The following is a 19,214-nucleotide window of genomic DNA, read 5'->3' as shown; positions in this document are numbered from 1 at the left end:
GTTTGTGTTGTCACGTGTTTGTGTTGTTATTTGAATGGAGAAATCACTTGCATCAAAGCGGGACATCCGCTGGCATCATAGCTTTCCATCACACCTGTCGGACAGGGTTTGGCTGCATCTTTGAATGTCACGTTGCGTTTCACATCCCGATTGTTCCACGCCACGTCTATGTTGTGGCGTAACCAATCCATATACTGAGGCTGATTGCCATCTTCTATCAAGCGAATGATGTACTGTGCAAAGATGGCGGCATAAATACCTTGTTCCACTCCGTTCTTGAACGGCAGCAGTCCGTCAGAATCACACATCTCGTTGCGAACATAGTCCGCAGCCAGAATGGCATCGTCCAAGTAAGACTTTTCGCCGGTTGCTTTGTAAAGCATCACTGCCGATCCGATGAATGTAGCCTGATTATAAAGTTGGGTGGTCCAGTCAATATCCATACCATTCTGTCTCTGGAAATGATAGTGCATATTGTCTGCTATACGACCTTTCTCTTTATCGAAGAAAACATCCCTCGACCATGCATATACGTTTTTAGCCTTTTCCAGATAATCGGGATCTTTGGTTACATTATAAAGAGTCATGGCACCTACTGTAGTCGGATAGTTGATGCAAGCCATCTTGCCATCGTGCTTGAAATTCCACCACAAGCCACCCCGCTCTTTATCGTACGACTCTTTCCAGACATGGTAGAATCCCGAAGAGGCATGTGCCAGATATTTCGGATCATCGGTGATTTCGTAAGCACGCGCCAACGAAATAATCCACCACATCATATCGTCATAAATAAACCATTCGATTTTATTGTCCCAATTGTATTTATCGTATTGTTCGTATCCCCCTTGATACACCTCTTCTATCAACTGGCGATATTCAGGAGCCTTCGTACGTTTATACGCGTTCATAATCATATCCCAATAGATAGCCTGTACCCAGATGGCAGCTCTTCCTTTCATATCCGAAGAAATGGCATACAGTTTCATCTCCGGATTATAAAAAGTAGAATGAAAAGCATCGATTGCCGTCGTTGCGTCTTTCTTCGTAAAGTGCTTCAGTTTTCCATCCCCGGGCTGAGCAGCCCATGCGAGTGTACAGGGAAGAATTAATAAGATAGTTACCAGGGTCAGTACTTTGTTTTTCATGTCTTTGCCTCAGATTTTAAATTTTGATGTTACAAAGATTGGGGAAATATTGGAGAAAGGAGGATAATTATTATTCAATAAATAGCAAAAACTGACCAAAAACAAGGGATAGAACACTTAATATCAATATTGGAACATTTGTAGCAGGCTTTTGACCTGAATTTGTTCATTCCATATTCTGCGTGACCAAGAAACACATTCAGCAATATGAAAAGAATTCATTTGTAGTTCTCGCTATGCCGTCTCTCATACAAAAAATGCATTCCAATCTTCCATCTTCCACCTTTCAACGATTATCATTCTAATAATCAGCAGGATGACTTGGTGGAAGATCGCGTTTTCAGCCCGTTTATCTTCCACCTGTATCTTCCATCTTCCACCCACTGTTTTAGGAGAATAATTCAGAATAAAGAACTGATTCACAAAGAATAAAGTCGAGTTTTCTAAGCAAATATGCCGTATAAAGCATTTTGTTTTTCCCTATTACTTAGCTGAAAATGGTGCGATGTTTACCCCGTCCCGTATACCCGGGCCCATGAGCCCGCGTGCCTGTGCCCATGAGCCCGCATACCCGGGCCCGTCAGCCCGGGTATGCGGGACGAGATAGAGATAACGGAATAAGACGTAGCATATCGGTATACAGACCATTAGAAGTATGGTAGCATACTGATGTTTACCCCCTTATTTATGCCGGATAACAGGCGCTTTTGCTTGCAACGATGGTGTATTCCCCTCTACAACAGGCCATCCTTTTTTCCAGTTTACACGGTCGAGCATCAACACTCTTCCTTCAGGATTGGCTACACTGACAGCGTGATAAAACATCCAGTCCGCTCCTTTATCATCTGTTACGATTTCAGAGTTATGCCCGGGGCCCACGAATGCTGCATTTTTATCAATCAGCACTTCGTGGTGATTCTCCAGCATCGATGCCCCTTTTTTATCTACGTAAGGGCCGAATAAGTGTTTCGACCGCCCCACTACCGTGGTATAGGTACTCTTTAACCCTTCACAACAGCGCCCGATGGAAGCAAACAAATAGTAGTAACCTCCCCGCTTGTGAATATAAGTTCCTTCATAGGCTGTGCCTGCCACCTGCTGTGGTTTCATTCCTTCTTTCAATGAGAGCCCGTCATCACTCAACTCGGCTCCATAAATGCCATGAAAACTCCCCCAAAAAAGATATTTCTTGCCGCCATCTTCTATATAGAAAGGATCGATACAGTTCTGAATCCCTATTTCGTTACTGCGGAAGAGTTTTCCATGATCGGTAAAAGGCCCTTCGGGTTTATCTGCGACAGCCACACCGATACCACAGGTCCACTCTCCACCCCAAACAGACATGGAGTAATACATCACATACCGATCACCGATTTTATTCATATCCGGCGCCCAAAGATTTCCTTTCGGCTCGAATGTAGGGCGGGTTTCATTGGTAAAAGCCGTACCCACAAAGCTCCAGTTTACCATATCTTTCGATCGGTGAATAGGGAGATTCCGGATATTTTCCGTTGCATACAGGTAATAATAACCATCATCTGCCTTGATAACCGTAGGGTCGGGAAGGCTGTAATTAATAACGGGGTTGGAATACTGCTGTGCAATGGAAGGAACACAGAAAGAAAAAACAGTAAAAAGGGAAAATAAAAGTTTCTTCATGCTGAATATATAAATTAAGAAAAGTCCCCTTATTCAGTTTATCAGAAATAAACCCAAACATAGGAGACTTTAATTTTAACCAGTTATCAAATTATCTTTCTCTGATATAATAATACCGAGTTTCATATTTAATAGTAGAGCTACTACTACTCTCATTGTAACTGGTACTTATGGTAAAAGCTTCAGTATTGATCTCATCAGTTATAATTTCTCCTGTCCAACTATCGGCTGTATAAAATAAACGATCATCTGGTACAATACCATGCCCATGACAGTTGATCTCAACATGCCCTCCTCTTTTAGTCATAATTTTTAGTTTTCTTTGAGAGGAATCTAAAAGTTCAATAGAATAAAAAAGACCAGATCCACTCTGTCCCGCAGCTTCTAAATAATACTCAGTAGCTGTCACTTTATTCGTGCTACTTACTTCTGCTACTTCATCCTTCGATGTATTAGCCATTACATTTGTCATACCAAAGAATGCAAATGCCAACATTGCGATAAAGAATTTCTTGTTCATAATACAATTAATTTAAGAGTTAATAAAAGGTTTATTGAAAAAGAAAAAGGTATCAGGAAAGCCCGATACCCTTTTCCCTATTAAACATTGATATGAATTATTTCAGTCGGATTACTTCAGAGTAAATTCCTTGATCAGAACCTTTTGGCCATATACAAATACGGCCGAAAAGAGTACCTCTTTTCAAAGCTGTTTGAAACATTTTATTGTCTGTATAGTCCTTAGGAGTAAACTCATAACGTGCACCTGTTACATTTATTTCCGCCATTTTGGCACCATCTGCATCATCAAAACGATCAACATTATGTTCACCATCATTTATGTATTGAGTTGTTCCTAACATAAAGAAGACACGGTCTATTTCTTTCCCCGCAATCTTTTCTACATTGAAGGAAGCTGTCACTACATTACCATTCAGTTTCATCTCAGCATTTCTGACCATGTAATAAGGAACGACCTCTACATTTTGTACAGTATTACCAGAGACAATAACATTAATAGTATCGCGGCCTTCTTCTGACCAAGGGCCATTACCACTTTTGGTGATCAATTGATACTCACCATCAAATAAGCATGCGGAATAAGCTCCGTCTTGATTTACAAAAACTTCAATCGGATCATGCTTTTCATAACCACGCTGATAAAGGAACAATCGGACCGCCTCATTTCCACGTAGTTGCAAAGCCTCTCCTTCATAAACGACCTTTCCAGTCAGCATTGATTCCGGAGCATCATAATTATCCTTTGTACAACTGGTAATAACTATCATTACCAATAGTAGTGCTGAAAAAATTTTGGATATTGCTTTCATTATTTCTTTCTAATTTAAGATTATTGATACGGGTTCTTCACCAGTTTCGGATTGTTATTCAGCCAACCATTATCTAACTCAGCATAATAATGTTTAGGTAGACATTTCAACGGATTTCTATAATAACGATTCATGTTTTCTTCAAAGAACACCCATTTTCCATTCTTATCATCGTCAGAGACAACTAAGAAAGGCCACAAGCCACGGCGTGTAGCCGTGATATCCATTTCTGAGCCTGTCCAGATCTTATCAGCTTGACGCCAACGTTTCAAATCCCACCAGCGATGGCCTTCAAAGGCAAACTCTACTTGATTCTCATGCATAATCTGTTGATGGTTAACAGAAATCAATTCTTTAACACCTGCTCTGGAACGTACTGCATTTATATATTTCAAAGCAGTAGCATCACTTCCACCATTAAGTTCATAAGCAGCTTCTGCAGCTATCAAATAAGCCTCAGAGAGACGGAAATAAACATTCCACATTTCAGATCCACGGTCGGTTCCCGCAGAAGTCGTTTTATCAAGATATTTACGGATATAGAAACCTGTACGATTACATTCACGTTGGTCATTACGAACCATCGGACCATTCAAGGCTGTAACATATCTTCCTTGATCATCTTTTTCTCCAAGGCTCTGACCCAATTTCTGTTCCCACTGTCCATCAGCGTTTTTAATCCATTGCCCTGTTTGCAAAACGACAGTTTTATCTCTAAAAGAAGAACCAGGATAAAGAATCGTTCCGGCTAAACGAGGATCGCGACCTTCAAATAAATCTTCGGGATTAGTATAAAATTTAGGATCATCCTTTGTACCAACATCAAACTTAGCCCCTTCTCCCGGAGTATCTGTAGCTATAGGTTCAAAAGCTTCTACCAGATTTAGTAATGCAGATAAACGGCTATTTCCTCCATCTTCGGCACCATCATGGGGCTGTACTGACTTGGTATAACCATGAGTTTGTCCCGGATAAATATAATCACGTGACCAAATGACTTCTGTATTGCCATTTTTTTCACATACAGCCTTAAAGAAGTTGTCTGCTTTCTCTTGCGGAGTAGCATCATCAGCAACTCTCATCAAAGAATATTTTCCACTATTGATAACCTCTTCTGCAGCAGCTAACGCTTTCTTATAATAATCAGTTGCTTTCTCTGAAGAGATACCTACTACTCCTGTTTCCGGATTCAACAATGGATAATCGGCAACTGTATTGTATCGGGCAATAGAACCTGCATAAACAGCTGCTCTTGCTTCAAGCATTTTTGCGGCCCATTTAGTTGCACGAGCTCCATTCTTTGAAGGTTCGGTCGGCAACATTTCCGCAATGGCCTTACACTCTTCTATAATATAATCATACATTTCAGACTCTGTTGCACGAGGAACCTGAAGAGTAGTAATATCCATACCAGAAGTATAATCGTACACTTCATCGCCTACAATCGGCATTCCTCCCAAAGTACGACAAGTACAGAAATAAACCCATGCACGTATAAAACGAGCCTCTCCTTCCATAGGAGTTTTATCAACTTCAGACAATGCGGTCGATTCTCTCAATCCTTTTAAGAATTGGTTGATATTACGGATCAATGTATAATCATATGTACGCCACCAGTTACGATCAACTTCCTGATCATCTTTAGTATCATAAGTAATGGCCTCATCCAACAGAGCGAACCCATCCGTATCTCCTACATGTTGGCCTAATGATATACGTTCATAGAAATTAGCCAATACAGATTTTGTCAGATTGACATCTCCATAAACTTGATCTTCCGTCATAATGCGATCTGGCTTTTGGTCCAGAAATCCACTACAACTACTTAATGCCAGTGCACAAGCAGCAACAGCTATAAAATTTCTCTTTTTCATTGTTTGCTAAAATTTGAGGTTAATACCAAGATTTATAATACGTGGCGTTGGGTAAATCAAGCCATTATCTTTAGAACCTTCCGGATCAATAATAGGTACATTAGTCAATGTCAACAGGTTGGTTCCAGACAAATATACACGCAAATTACTAATACCCGATTTTGCTAACAAAATTTTCGGTAAAGTATATCCGAACTCCAAATTACGCAATTTGATATAACGTACATTATGCAGCCAGAATGTACTCTTTTCATAAGCAGATACTTCAGCATTATTCATACGTATCAAAGGATATTTACCAGGAATCAACTCACTATCAGCATCCCAAACATCTGCTAAATGCCAAGCATCCTTCAATACTTCATCGGGACTATTTCCATCATTCTGGAATGGACGTGCTGTTTCCCATTTTTGCATCCATGAAGTCATTCCGGAACCTGTCCAGTCCATCGAGAGATCAAAGCCCTTCCAACTAGCAGATAAATTGATACCAAAGTTCAGGTTAGGAGTTCCATCCTGTCTGTAACCAATAGGACGTTCATCCATAAAATTAATAACACCATCGCCATTTACGTCCTTGTAGATGATATCACCCGGCACAACTGTACGATTACCTTTACGGTCAATATCTACCGGATAAGTCGCTATCTGCTCCCAATTTTCAAAGCGTCCGACAGCCTCATATCCCCAGTTTATATAACCTACACGATGCCAAATACTATTGCGATATCTATCCCAAGAGTTACTGCGACGATCATCATATTGTTCCCAATCATAGAAACGAGAATAAGTCACATTAGCGCCAGCGCTATAATTGAAATCATTGATATTATCTGTCCAACGCACCATTGCATCATAACCAATATGGAGATCTGATCTCAGATTCTCTTTCGGCAATCCAAAACCAACCTCAGAAGGTAACAATACATCATAACGTGATTCCGGGATACCTGTACGTAATCGGCGGAAGAAGTCAAACTGAGCGGTCAACCGATTATTGAAGAAGCCCATATCCACACCAATATCCAATATTTTGGCTTTTATCCATGATAATGTCTGATTGGGCAATCCACGAGGAGCAGATCCTACAACATACTGTCCGTCGATAACCGAACCTCCTTTATTGTAGTCATAACCGGCCAAATAATCAAATGCAGAATAATCACTTACATTATCATCTCCTACTACACCATAAGAACCACGAATCTTAAAGTCAGAGAAAATATTTGCCAATTTACTCTCTTGCCAGAATTTTTCCTGAGAAATTCTCCATCCTAAAGATGCTGAAGGGAAGAATCCCCAACGATTTCCCGGACGGAACTTCCAAGAACCATCCCAACGACCAATAAATTCAATTAAATATTTATCAGCATAACTATAATTGATGCGTCCTAAATATCCCATTCGAGCTTGGGTATCATTTCCGTTATCATTAAACGTTTTAATTTCTTTAAATTGAATCAAGTTCAAATTATTAGCTACCGGACTTGAGATTATATTGAAATTCGGACTCTTGCGCTGAGAAGCTTCAAAACCGGCAATAGCATTAATATAATGATCCCCAAACTTACGATCAAAATTCAATTGGAAATTAGAGAATAAATCTTCATTTCTATGACGAATACGTTCACGATAAGGAGTATTCATTGATTCAGCTACTTCATAAGTATCATTAGCCTGATTATATCGATACAATTTAAAAGGATATTCATGATTTTCCATTTCTCTATAAGCGAAATAGTATCCCACCATTCCCTTGGCCTTCAATCCTTTCAGTAGTTCGTATTCTGCTGTAGCCTGCATTTGAAGCACACGCCAATCATCCGTCATCTTACCAGAGTTCTCATAGTTCAAAAGGGCAAAATTGGTATTAATATCTGTTGAGACCTTTTGCGGATAAAGAGGATTATCATTCGCGTACGGCCCCATTGTCGGCCAGTTCTTCAAGTTAGAATACAAAGGAAGATCATAATCATCACCTCCCGGAACTCCAGGATTCTTACGTGATTCGATACGACCATTCATACTTGCTCCAATCTTAAAACGATCATTGACTTTCATATCAATATTCATCTGAACATTGGTACGTTTGAATCCACCATAATTACGAACTGTGGCATCTTGATTGATATGTGACACAGATACATAATAGTTGGCTTTATCCGAACCTCCGGAAAAGTTAGTATTTACATAATATTGTGGAGATGTCTTCCAAATATAATCTCCCCAGTCAAATCCTGTATAACCTTTCTCCGTACCAGCCATCCACTTATCATAATCCTCTCTTGAGAATTTACGTTCTCCATCAGTTCGGCCGGCCCAAGTCTCAGCAGCTGTATATGCATTTACATACGTTTTAGCATCAGCGGGTTGAATCCATCTTGAGTTTTTCTGCCAGCCATAATAAGCATTGACAGAAACTGTATTTTTACTCTTCTGTTGTCCTTTCTTAGTAGTTACCACTACTACACCATTAGCAGCACGAATACCATAAATAGCAGCAGAAGCATCTTTCAATATTGAAATGTTTTCAATATCATTAAAGTCCATATTATTAAATTGCCCCTCATCCGACTGCACACCATCAATCACAAACAGCGGGGTACCCATATTACGAATCTGCAATGCAGTAGAAGCACCAGGACGACCATCTTGCATACGAGTATTCAGACCTGCGATCTTACCAACCAATGCTCCTGAAGCAGTAGATGCAGCTGAACGCTCGATATCCGTTGATTTAATCGCAGAAACGGCACCTGTCAAAGTAGCTTTTTTCTGTGACATACCGAAACCGGTAATAACGACTTCATCGAGTACTTTTGTGTCTTCCTGTAGAATTACTTTAACTGTGTTTGATGCGCCTACGTTTACTTTTTGTGTTGTGTAACCAATAAATGAGATTTCAAGTGTAGCTTTAGGGCCGACACTCAGCGAGAATTCACCGTTCATATCGGTGATGGTACCAGTCGTGCTTCCCGGCTCTTTTACATTAGCACCAATTACCGCTTCGCCATTGGCGTCGATAACTATACCCTTTACGGTCCGTTGTTGTTGAACGGAGTTCACAGCCCATACAGTTTCTGCTGCCGGGTTTTCGGCGCTGGCGAAACTGTAGGCACTTGGCAAAAGCGAAAAGGCAGCCATACAAAGTGGTATGCGCCACATTCTGCTACGACTTGCGAGCCAAAACATTTGTTCTTTTTTACGCATAGTACATAAATTTAAAAAACAGGTTCTATAAATCTTTAATGTATAAAAGCATCGTTATGGAAATAATCCCCGGGATATAAGACGGGATGTATTTCATAGTATAGCTCTTACGGTTTCGAAACATTGCAAAGGAAAGTTATATTTAGCTAATAAGACGATAATTTTCGTTCAATAAACAACAAAATCTGTTCTTTTTCAATATTTCAACCCTATTCACAGAGCCTCAAAACGACATCTGAACAGATTCTGCTATTTATTGAACAGTATTTTTCATCTCCTTTCTACGAATTTGGTCACTTTTGTATGATTCCTCATTTATTAATTAAATAATGTATTAAGCAAACATGAAATTACACATTGCTATGCTGGCAGCTACCCTGCTGTTATCCGGAGGAGCCTCGTACGCCCAAGGGAACAAACAGGAAAAAAAGGCGAAAGCCTACATGGTGGCAGATGCCCATCTGGACACTCAGTGGAACTGGGATGTACAGACTACCATTAAAGAGTATGTATGGAACACGATCAGCCAGAACCTGTTTCTGCTGAAAAAGTATCCGAACTATGTGTTCAACTTTGAAGGCGGAGTGAAATATGCCTGGATGAAGGAGTACTACCCTGCACAATACGAAGAAATGAAGAAGTACATCGGGGAAGGCCGCTGGCACATTTCCGGAAGTAGCTGGGACGCAACGGACGCTCTGGTACCTTCGACTGAATCGTTCATCCGCAATATTATGCTGGGACAACAGTATTACAGACAAGAATTCGGAGTAGAAAGCACGGACATCTTCCTGCCCGACTGTTTCGGATTTGGCTGGACACTGCCTACCATCGCTTCACATTGTGGACTGATTGGTTTCTCTTCACAAAAGCTGGACTGGCGTGTGCATCCATTCTATGGTAAGAGCAAGCATCCGTTTACAATCGGCTTGTGGAAAGGAATAGACGGATCGTCTATCATGCTGGCACATGGATATGATTATGGCAGAAGATGGAATGACGAAGACCTTTCAGAAAACAAACAACTGAAAGAGCTGGCAGGCCGTACACCTCTTAATACAGTATACAGATATTACGGTACAGGCGATATCGGCGGATCACCGACACTGGGGTCCGTCCGATCTGTGGAGAAAGGGCTTCAAGGGAACGGTCCGGTAGAAATTATCAGTGCGACCAGCGACCAGCTTTATAAAGACTACCTTCCTTATAAGAATCATCCCGAACTACCGGTATACGACGGTGAACTGCTGATGGACGTTCATGGTACAGGATGCTACACCTCTCAGGCTGCCATGAAATTGTACAACCGCCAGAACGAATTGCTGGGAGATGCTGCCGAAAGAGCTGCCGTAACTGCCGAATGGCTGAATCAGGCCAAATACCCGGGAAGCACCATCAATGAAGCATGGAAACGCTTCATTTATCATCAGTTCCACGATGACCTGACAGGAACCAGCATACCGCGTGCCTACGAATTCTCATGGAACGATGAACTGATCTCACTGAAACAGTTCTCCAATGTACTGACTTCCTCCATCCATGGCATCGGCAAAGAATTGGATACACGGGTTAGCGGTATTCCGGTAATCCTTTATAATGCACTGGGATTTACAGTTTCAGATATTGCCGAAATCGAACTTGACCTTCCCAAAGCTCCTAAAGGAGTAACAGTATACGATGAAAAGGGCAAAAAAGTATCTGCACAGCTCATTTCTTATACCAACGGAAAGGCACGCATCCTGGTAGAAGCAACAGTTCCGGCTACAGGATATGTGGTATATGACGTACGCACATCGGGAACCGCCACAGGTGATGTTGCCCCCAACGTCAATACTTTGGAAAACTCCCTGTATAAGATTACATTGGATAAAAACGGAGATATCGTCTCTCTGACTGACAAAAAGAACGGCAAAGAGCTGGTGAAAGCCGGGAAAGCAATCCGCCTGGCACTCTTCACTCAAAATAAGTCGTATAACTGGCCGGCATGGGAAGTGCTGAAAGAGACAACTGACCGAACTCCGGTTTCGATTACAGATGATGTAAAAATGACTTTAGTAGAGAACGGAACCTTACGTAAATCGCTTTGTGTAGAGAAACGTCATGGAGAATCGGTATTCCGCCAATATATACGCCTATATGAAGGCAGCCACGCAGAACGCATCGACTTCTATAATGAAGTAGACTGGCAATCGACTAACGCACTGCTGAAAGCCGAATTTCCTCTCAACATTGAGAACGAGAAAGCTACATACGACTTAGGTATCGGAAGCATCGAACGTGGAAATAATATCGAAACCGCTTATGAAGTATACGCACAATATTGGGCCGACCTGACCGATCGTGACGGAAGTTACGGTGTATCGGTGATGAACGACAGCAAATATGGATGGGACAAACCGGATAACCATACACTTCGCCTCACACTGCTTCACACACCGGAAACACGCAACGGTTATGCATATCAGGATCACCAGGATTTCGGACATCATGTGTTCACTTATAGCCTCGTACCACATCAGGGAAAGCTGGACAAGCCCGGTACTGTGGAGAAAGCTGAGATACTGAATCAACAGTTGAAAGCCTTCCGTACTGAAAAGCACAAAGGAAATGCCGGAAAATCGTTCTCGTTTGCTTCTTCGGACAACCGCAACGTACTGATCAAAGCACTGAAAAAAGCGGAAGAAACCGATGAGTATGTAGTGCGCGTATACGAAACCGAGGGTCGGAAAGCACAGAGTGCCACACTGACTTTTGCCGGTGAGATCATCAGTGCCAGCGAAGCCAACGGTACGGAAAAGGCAATCGGCGATGCAACTTTCGAAGGAAACAAATTGCAGGTAAACATTACTCCTTATTCTGTAAGAACTTACAAGGTTCGCCTCAAACCATCGGGACGTGAGGCATCTCCGATCGAATATGCCGCTTTACCGCTTGACTACGACCGCAAATGTGCTTCTTATAATGAATTCCGTGGAGAAGGCGACTTCGAATCGGGTTATTCTTTTGCAGCCGAACTTCTGCCGGATTCACTGATAGCCGGTCAGATCACTTTCCGCTTGGGAGAAAAAGAGATTGCGAACGGAATGACTTGTGAGGGTGACACCTTGCAACTGCCTGCGGGAAACAAATACAACCGTCTCTATATCCTCGCCGCCTCTACCGAAGGAGACAATCAGGCCGACTTCCGCATTGGCAAGCAGACCGCTTCATTCGTTGTGCCTTCTTATACCGGCTTCATCGGCCAATGGGGACATAAAGGACACACCGAAGGATATCTCAAAGACGCCGAGATTGCCTATGTCGGTACACACCGCCATGCATCCAACGGTGATCAGCCTTATGAATTCACTTATATGTTCAAGTTTGGTATGGATATTCCGAAAGGAGCTACCAGCGTAATCTTGCCCCGAAATGAAAAGGTGGTTTTATTTGCTGCTACCTTGGTTGCCGAAAATGAACCGGTTACAACCGTAGCCAGTGCTCTTTTCTGCACCAATAACGTAGGCAATGCAGCTACTGCCGGAGAAGGTAAAGAAGTAGTACGGGAAAATATCCTGAAAGGAGCTAAAATCATTGCTTGTTCAGGATACACCAACGATGAAGAAAAACCGGACTTCCTGCTGGATGGCAAGACGGATACAAAATGGTGTGACGTTTCACAAACGCCGAACTATGTAGACTTCGATCTGGGTAAAGCACAAAACATCAGCGGTTGGAAGATGGTGAACGCCGGACAGGAAAGTCACTCATACATCACCAATGGTTGCTTCCTGCAAGGGAAAATGAACCCGGGCGATGAATGGACCACTCTGGATGCTATCGACGGTAATCATGCAAATGTCATTTCACGTCCGCTGAACTATGACGGAAAAGTACGTTACATCCGTCTGCTTGTGACCCGTCCTACACAGAGCACCGGAGGCAGAGATACACGTATCTACGAACTGGAAGTTTATAAATAATGCAAATCAGTAGTGGAAGATTTGAAATTCAACTACTAACTTGCATAAACAAAGAAATAAGAAGAGTGGCTAATGGTTATGTACTGTTAGCCACTCTTTTTTCACATAACTCCCCTCAGAGTTTGATTTGCCTTGACATATCCCTGAATTTCAGTGCATCCTTCCTATCCAAGTTGGCCAACCTCGGTGAGTTAAGCAGACTGGGCCTACGGCCAGCATTGATTCACACCCAAACATCCTTATTAGTTAATTAGTTAGGAGCTCCAATGGAGTATCTTCTATAGGGAAATTAAGAAAGGGTTGTGTCCAAGCCGAACAAGCTTTGGATACAACCCTTAACAGTAAACTCTATTATATACCGGTTCTTATTATTTCTGCATTTTATCCATCAATACCTTCATCCAATAACCACCGATTACAGAGCGTGCCTTGAAACCAACAAATTTACCACTATCGGTATAATGCCAGTCACTCAGCGGAACGCGTGATACGGTTTCGTTGGCATACTTATATACCGGAGAAATAAACTTCTCAAAAGTCGCTTTGTCCGAAGACATGGCAGCACTCCACATAATCCAGTCGGACTTAGTATATTCTTTGCGGGAATCCAACGGGAGACCATAAAGATTTTGTTTGGTCAGATAGTAAGCGACTTCTTTCTCCATCACATTGTTGGGGAAAAGGTGCAGATTCCACATTTTGTCCCAAATCATATTATATTTCTGACTCCAGGTATTCTCACGGTCGAAAGCCAGACGGTAATGATCGCCTTCGCGTGCCATTTGTTCCCATTTAGTAGCCATAGCTTTGGCTTTAGCGGCATACCGGTCGGCTACATCATTCATATCGAGCATACGGGCCATTTCGCTATAACCGGCTACTCCCATGATGGCTTTTACCGAAAGATTGGCATTGTGTGCCCAGTGCCCGGCAAAGTCATCAGTACAAAGTTGATTTTCGGGATCTTGTCCGTATTCTACCAAATAATCCGTCCAGATAGTCAGTAAATCCCAATACTTCTTGGCATAATCGGCATTTCCTTCAACTTTGGCAATAGCAGCGGTCAGAACCACCATATTTCCACCCTCTTCAATCGGCATATCTCCTCCGTAAACCTGTCCGTTCGCAATAGGATATGTACCTATGTCATGAGCCGGGAAAGGTTTGTTCCAACGTCCGCTGGCACTGTATTCAAAAATACTGGTCATCATACCTTTCTGCAATTCGGGGTTATAAGCCAGGAAGAGCGGGGCAGACGGATAGGTAAGGTCGACGGTATTGATACAACCGTTACTATTGTTCTCTTTAGAGAAGAAGAGCAAGTTACCATCCGCATCCTTGAACAGCTTATGGGCGGCAATCACTTGGCGGTAAGCGAGCGCACACAGTTCAGAGTATTCTTTGCCACCTGCTTTTTCTGCATCGTTCAGAATCATTTGGTCGTAAGCGCGACAGCGTTCCATAACAGATGCATAATTGGCCTTGGCACGTTCGAAGGCATCAAAGATAGTCACTTTACCGTCATGTTTCCAGTAAGCCATACGAGGCTGGTAGAAGTATTCAATAGCTGAGATATCATCATATCCCAACATCAGGAAGCCGGATTTGCCATCGGCACCTACTTTGCCCAGGTTATCGGTATAGGCCATAGCCGGCATCTGGTCGGCACGACGGGTCACGCATTCGGCTTGCGTGGGCAATAAAGTACCCTTAGTCGCAAATTCGTTCTTCATGCCATAATAGTTACCCAGGCTTACAGCCGTATTGGCACCTATATTTCCGGCCAGATAAGCATATCCCCAGTCAATGCAGATTCCATCTCCTTTTCGTCCGAGGATAGGCTGATCGATGGTTCCCGCCTGTACGTAATTGATACCGTTACGACGGATCACTTTCGAACGGGTAGGTTGTGTCAGTTCATTGATGGCAAGCTGTGGAGTGGTCTCCACGTACATCTGCACATCGTGCTGTTTTTTATCCAGCGAACGAACGCGGTAAGAAATATAATTAACGGGAGTAGACAACAAATCGAGGTCGTCCATCATCAAAGGTGCGGTAAACACCAGGTCCAGTTCCACCGGACCGCAAGTAAACGTGTAGTAAGTTTGTGTGGGGAGTACGCTTACCGATTTCTGGACGGCTGCCGTCTCAAAGCCCGTCGTCTGTTTGTTCAGGCGATAAAGGCCGAAATCTACATAAGCACCTCCTGTTGTGTTGTGACAGTGTGCGGCAAGTACGTTTTTTCCTTTTTGCAGCTTCTTCTTGGCTGCGTCCGATAGTTCGAGTAATACGTCGTTGTTCCATGAATAGTCCGTAGCAACCAGCTTTTCACCATTCAGGTAGAGTTCGAATACATCGTCGTGCGAATATTTCAGATAGATGGTTTCTCCGTTCAGGTCGTCATTGATCTGAAATTCACGACGAACCCAGATATCCGGAGTAGTCCAGCGAGTCTGGACACGAGGCATATCGGGAGTACCGAAAGCACCTTGTCCCTCTTTCCATCCGGCAGCATTGAACGAAAGGGTATTCCATCCCGCAGCCGGCTGGTCAAAAGTATAACTTCCCTGCCAGGTATCGGTATCCGTCATCGGAACAAGAGTCTCAAGGTTCAACTTATCTTTGCCCATAAAACGATAGGTTTTCCCATCCACACGTATGGCACCCAACAAAGGATGTTCCGTTCCGGTCCAATGCATCGTGCTGCTTTCATTCAGTGCATCTGTGGGCGACCAGATGGACAGATAAGGGTCGGAAGTGATGAGAGGCACTGCCGGAGCACGCAAAGCTACATTTTTACTCGCTTTGTACAAATCGGCTGCCTGTGCATTACATAGCATACCGACTGCAAAAGCCATTGCAAATAGTTTTTTCATTATTTTATTTATTTGTATGTTTCACTCAAAATCGTATCCTTCAACAATCTATACCTTAATCAAAAACTTGTGTACCTATCGACACCCTACTCTAATCACTTATTTAAAGAATTGCATATCTTGGTATTGATAGCCTTCACCTGGGCTTCATTCACCTTAATCACCTTACGGTCGTATGTCATCAGTCCGTTCACTTCCATTTCCACATCAGTGGTCTGTGTGTAGACAGCAGCCGAGAAACCTCGCTGAATCAACCGGTACAATTCATTGCCGTACTCAACATATTGTTTCGTTACTTCCTCCGGAGAATTGAACTTTACGTATCCCCAGTTGTGATTCGGTTCCCAAAGGTGTTCGTTTAATGCCAGTCCGATACCGCCATATTCACCCAATACAGTAACACGTCCGGCATCATAGAAGTCGAGGGACGGATTGGGATAATGATGCAAATCGAGAATGTCACCACAAGGGAAGTGATTGCCGCCACTTGCCGGGTTCACCAAGCGTGAAGGATCATACTTCTTTGTCCATGCCGCAATATCTTCGGTCTTGAACTGTCCCCAACGCTCGTTGAACGGAACCCATACACCGATGCAAGGATAGTTGTACAAATAGTCCATGATCTCTTTCCACTCTTTACGATAAATCTGTTCCGACTCTTCACTACGATTCAGCTCGTTACCCGTGAAGTAATTATACATCTGCCATTCCGGCTCACGGTCACCGTTCGGCATATCCTGCCATACAATGATACCCAGTTTATCGCAGTGTGTATACCAACGTGCCGGTTCCACCTTCACATGCTTACGGATCATATTGAATCCGAAGTCTTTGGTTTTCTGGATGTCATACACCAATGCCTCGTCTGTCGGAGCTGTATACAACCCGTCGGGCCACCAACCCTGATCGAGCGGACCAAACTGGAACACATCTTCATTATTCAGTTGCAGACGTACAATTCCGTTCTTGTCACGACGGGTAGAATATTTACGCATAGCTGTGTAACTGTCTACTTTATCAGTCACTTTACCATTATTCAACAGAGCTATCTGCATGGAATAGAGAGCCGGAGAGGCAGGACTCCACAATTTTGCATCGGCAGGCATCTGAATGTCGATGGTCTGGCCATTCAGTCCTTTTCCGGTAGCAACCAATTGTTTGCCATCGAACACTTTCACTTCAATAACTTCGGAAGGACAACCGGTACTGGTAGCAACATCTACGGTCAGTTTCTTTCGGTCGATATCCGAAGAAGTACGAACATTCGTTATATGACGTTCGGCCACAGGTTCCATCCAAACAGTCTGCCAGATACCTGTCACGGCCGTATACCAGATACCTTCGGGACGGTTCACCTGTTTGCCGCGAGGCTGAGGTCCGCGGTCTGTCGGATCCCATACTTTCACTACGAGCTTATTGTCTCCCTTAGCAGCCAAAGCAGCTGTAATGTCAAGCGAGAAAGGAGTAAATCCGCCGGTATGCTGCCCTACTTTAATATCATTCACCCAAATATCGGCTTTCCAGTCTACAGCACCGAAATTCAGCATCACCTTTTTACCTTTCCAAGTGGCAGGTACAGTGAAGTTACGCTGATACCAGAGTTCCTCATCGGGACTTACTTTCTTACCAACACCTGAAAGGCTGGACTCTACGGCAAAAGGAACCAGGATCTGTCCTTCATAAGCCGAAGGAACGGCTCCCTTTTCTGTGATGGCATAATTCCACAAACCATTGAGGTTTTTCCACTCTCCCCGTTCCATTACCGGACGCGGATACTCGGGCAGTACATTCTCAGGATTTACCTGTTCAGCCCACTTTGTCTTGATTTTGTCTCCTGCCGGTTTCCATTGTGCAAAAGCGGAAGTAGCCATCGACGCTGTCAGAACTGCAATTAAAATGCTCTTTTTCATTGTCTTAAAATTATGTTTAACCTATTGATTACGCAATACGTTCCCCGGGGCAGGTAGTCGGCTACCTGTCAAACTAAGGAAAAACGTTCTAAATAACTATTTTATTTCAAGGGAATACCCGAAGGCTTCGGCAAGGCGACTCCTGCACGAACCGGAATCCCTAAATCGGGCATTCCGTTAGCATCCCATCCTATTTTCTGTATCCGCGGATTGCGGGTCTCAGGACTACCGGTATCTCCGTTGGTTACCTGACGGGCATGGTAAATCATATACCACTCCGTGCCATCGGGCGAAGGAACAAACGAGAGACCACCCGGACCGTATACTTCGTTTTCCAACGATTGCTGGAATACCGGAACCGGACTTTTTGTCCAAGAGGCCGGATCGAGCAGATCACTTTCGGCATCGGCAGTCAGCATTCCGATGCAATAATAAGGTGACCATGAACCACTGGCGGCATAATAGAGAATCAATGTCTTATTATCCTTCGAATGGAAGAACTGAGGTCCTTCATTCACATAAATAGGATAAGCCGTACGGCTACCATCCGGATTTACCCACTGGCGTTCCCACTCATATTCGGGTCTGGATATCAAGACACGAGGAGAGTCAAGTGTCCACGGGTCTTTCATCCGGGCAATATAGATACATTGAGTTTCAGCATTGGTTCTTCTCTTGGGCCAACCGGACCAGGCTAAATAACGAACTCCCTTATGTTCGAAAGTAGTGGCTTGTATACCCCAATTCCATTCGGGATTGGTCATAATGCTCCCCTTCATTTCAAATTTACCCTGCATGGGATCGGGAGAAGAGTTTTCAAGTACGTACAACTGATGGTTGTCCGTATTGCCATCATCGGCAGCATAATAAATATACCATTTATCATTTATATAATGAATCTCCGGTGCCCAGAGGTGACAACAATTGGACGGATCTTCCGGACGCCACACCATTTTACAAACAGAGTGAGCCATATCGGTAATGTCAGACGTTTCCCAAAGCAGGATTTTATCTTCTGTCCCATGTGTATAATAATACTTGCCATTATGGAACAGAGCACTCGGATCGGCTCCTTCCGGAAACAAAGGATTTACATATGTATCCTTTGCTGCACTTACCGACCTCTGTTTCTGCCCGCCGTTCTTGTTTCCACAACCGGCGCAGAAGAATAAGGTAGTAATAAATAGCAGGTAGATCTTTGTTTTCATAGCTTTTCGTTATTAAGATGCTACAAAGAAAAAACATTT

Annotated in this window: 10 protein-coding genes; 1 reads left to right on the top strand and 9 read right to left on the bottom strand. The window is 43.2% G+C overall.

What is annotated here, in order from left to right:
- Positions 1–26 precede the first annotated feature (26 nt).
- The 6 genes from QK890_RS15390 to QK890_RS15365 all read right to left on the bottom strand — a co-directional run bounded on the left by QK890_RS15390 (position 27) and on the right by QK890_RS15365 (position 9,219).
- Complete coding sequence (locus QK890_RS15390) at positions 27–1,145, bottom strand: glycoside hydrolase family 76 protein (protein ID WP_032540378.1); 1,119 nt, start codon at positions 1,143–1,145, stop codon at positions 27–29.
- Between the two features lie 681 nt (positions 1,146–1,826).
- Positions 1,827–2,804, bottom strand: coding sequence for a family 43 glycosylhydrolase (locus tag QK890_RS15385; protein ID WP_220575774.1), 978 nt, complete (start codon positions 2,802–2,804; stop codon positions 1,827–1,829).
- A gap of 91 nt (positions 2,805–2,895) precedes the next feature.
- A complete protein-coding gene (locus tag QK890_RS15380) occupies positions 2,896–3,324 on the bottom strand; it encodes a hypothetical protein (protein ID WP_022012522.1) in 429 nt (142 codons plus the stop codon).
- 97 nt (positions 3,325–3,421) lie between these two features.
- Complete coding sequence (locus QK890_RS15375) at positions 3,422–4,135, bottom strand: DUF3823 domain-containing protein (protein ID WP_022012521.1); 714 nt, start codon at positions 4,133–4,135, stop codon at positions 3,422–3,424.
- Positions 4,136–4,155: 20 nt separating this feature from the next.
- Positions 4,156–6,009 (bottom strand): RagB/SusD family nutrient uptake outer membrane protein, encoded by a 1,854-nt coding sequence (locus tag QK890_RS15370; protein ID WP_032540380.1) that lies wholly within the window; start codon positions 6,007–6,009, stop codon positions 4,156–4,158.
- Positions 6,010–6,015: 6 nt separating this feature from the next.
- Positions 6,016–9,219 (bottom strand): TonB-dependent receptor, encoded by a 3,204-nt coding sequence (locus QK890_RS15365; RefSeq protein ID WP_022012519.1) that lies wholly within the window; start codon positions 9,217–9,219, stop codon positions 6,016–6,018.
- Positions 9,220–9,563: 344 nt separating this feature from the next.
- Here QK890_RS15365 and QK890_RS15360 point away from each other — a divergent pair, with 344 nt between their 5' ends.
- Positions 9,564–13,181: a glycoside hydrolase family 38 C-terminal domain-containing protein gene (locus tag QK890_RS15360; protein ID WP_032540381.1), complete on the top strand. Its 3,618-nt coding sequence runs from the start codon at positions 9,564–9,566 to the stop codon at positions 13,179–13,181.
- A gap of 368 nt (positions 13,182–13,549) precedes the next feature.
- Here QK890_RS15360 and QK890_RS15355 read toward each other — a convergent pair whose 3' ends face one another.
- From QK890_RS15355 to QK890_RS15345, 3 genes are all read right to left on the bottom strand, one after another.
- On the bottom strand, positions 13,550–16,057 hold the full coding sequence (locus QK890_RS15355) for a DUF4965 domain-containing protein (protein ID WP_032540382.1): 2,508 nt from the start codon (positions 16,055–16,057) through the stop codon (positions 13,550–13,552).
- A 95-nt stretch (positions 16,058–16,152) separates the two neighbouring features.
- A complete protein-coding gene (locus QK890_RS15350) occupies positions 16,153–17,967 on the bottom strand; it encodes a glycoside hydrolase family 2 protein (RefSeq protein WP_005779224.1) in 1,815 nt (604 codons plus the stop codon).
- 101 nt (positions 17,968–18,068) lie between these two features.
- Complete coding sequence (locus tag QK890_RS15345; RefSeq protein ID WP_005822801.1) at positions 18,069–19,175, bottom strand: family 43 glycosylhydrolase; 1,107 nt, start codon at positions 19,173–19,175, stop codon at positions 18,069–18,071.
- Positions 19,176–19,214: the final 39 nt, after the last annotated feature.

Source organism: Bacteroides sp. NGMCC 1.200775, from assembly GCF_040798045.1.
Lineage (GTDB): Bacteria > Bacteroidota > Bacteroidia > Bacteroidales > Bacteroidaceae > Bacteroides > Bacteroides hominis.
This window is presented reverse-complemented; position numbering and strand designations above follow the sequence as displayed.

What these genes read in the sequence shown, in the direction of transcription:
- QK890_RS15390 (WP_032540378.1), bottom strand. Translation starts at nt 1,145, where the DNA reads ATGAAAAACAAAGTACTGACCCTGGTAACTATCTTATTAATTCTTCCC.
- QK890_RS15385 (WP_220575774.1), bottom strand. Translation starts at nt 2,804, where the DNA reads ATGAAGAAACTTTTATTTTCCCTTTTTACTGTTTTTTCTTTCTGTGTT.
- QK890_RS15380 (WP_022012522.1), bottom strand. Translation starts at nt 3,324, where the DNA reads ATGAACAAGAAATTCTTTATCGCAATGTTGGCATTTGCATTCTTTGGT.
- QK890_RS15375 (WP_022012521.1), bottom strand. Translation starts at nt 4,135, where the DNA reads ATGAAAGCAATATCCAAAATTTTTTCAGCACTACTATTGGTAATGATA.
- QK890_RS15370 (WP_032540380.1), bottom strand. Translation starts at nt 6,009, where the DNA reads ATGAAAAAGAGAAATTTTATAGCTGTTGCTGCTTGTGCACTGGCATTA.
- QK890_RS15365 (WP_022012519.1), bottom strand. Translation starts at nt 9,219, where the DNA reads ATGCGTAAAAAAGAACAAATGTTTTGGCTCGCAAGTCGTAGCAGAATG.
- QK890_RS15360 (WP_032540381.1), top strand. Translation starts at nt 9,564, where the DNA reads ATGAAATTACACATTGCTATGCTGGCAGCTACCCTGCTGTTATCCGGA.
- QK890_RS15355 (WP_032540382.1), bottom strand. Translation starts at nt 16,057, where the DNA reads ATGAAAAAACTATTTGCAATGGCTTTTGCAGTCGGTATGCTATGTAAT.
- QK890_RS15350 (WP_005779224.1), bottom strand. Translation starts at nt 17,967, where the DNA reads ATGAAAAAGAGCATTTTAATTGCAGTTCTGACAGCGTCGATGGCTACT.
- QK890_RS15345 (WP_005822801.1), bottom strand. Translation starts at nt 19,175, where the DNA reads ATGAAAACAAAGATCTACCTGCTATTTATTACTACCTTATTCTTCTGC.